The organism is Bacillus sp. SIMBA_074 (genome assembly GCF_046534555.1).
GTDB classification, from domain to species: domain Bacteria; phylum Bacillota; class Bacilli; order Bacillales; family Bacillaceae_G; genus Bacillus_A; species Bacillus_A mycoides.
On sequence record NZ_JAWRYM010000290.1, the window covers coordinates 1 to 309 of the forward strand.

Annotated in this window: 1 protein-coding gene; it reads left to right on the forward strand. The window is 45.3% G+C overall.

The genetic code is table 11. The features are described 5' to 3' along the window. The coding region (locus SB773_RS30895; RefSeq protein WP_410594055.1) for a LysR substrate-binding domain-containing protein at positions 1-309 on the forward strand (309 nt) is incomplete at both ends.

Consider the following 309-nt stretch of genomic DNA (forward strand, 5'->3'; position numbering starts at 1 on the left):
GCTCATTTTACTGGCTCACCGTGTTGAAGATGATGTTAACCATGTGCTCCGTAGCATCACAGAAGAAGTCCGCGGACTTTCTGGTGAAATTCGCATTACAACATCCGATGCGTTGCTCTACGATTACCTGGTTCCATTAATCGCTTCATTTACGGCTAAGAATCCAAAAATTTCATTTGCTGTATCAATTGGTAATGAATCAGCCAATCTTTCCGAGGGGCAGGCTGATATCGCTTTTCGCGCTACGTATAACGTGCCGGAGCATCTATCAGGCCGAAAAATAGGTTCAGCAACCTGGGCTGTTTATGG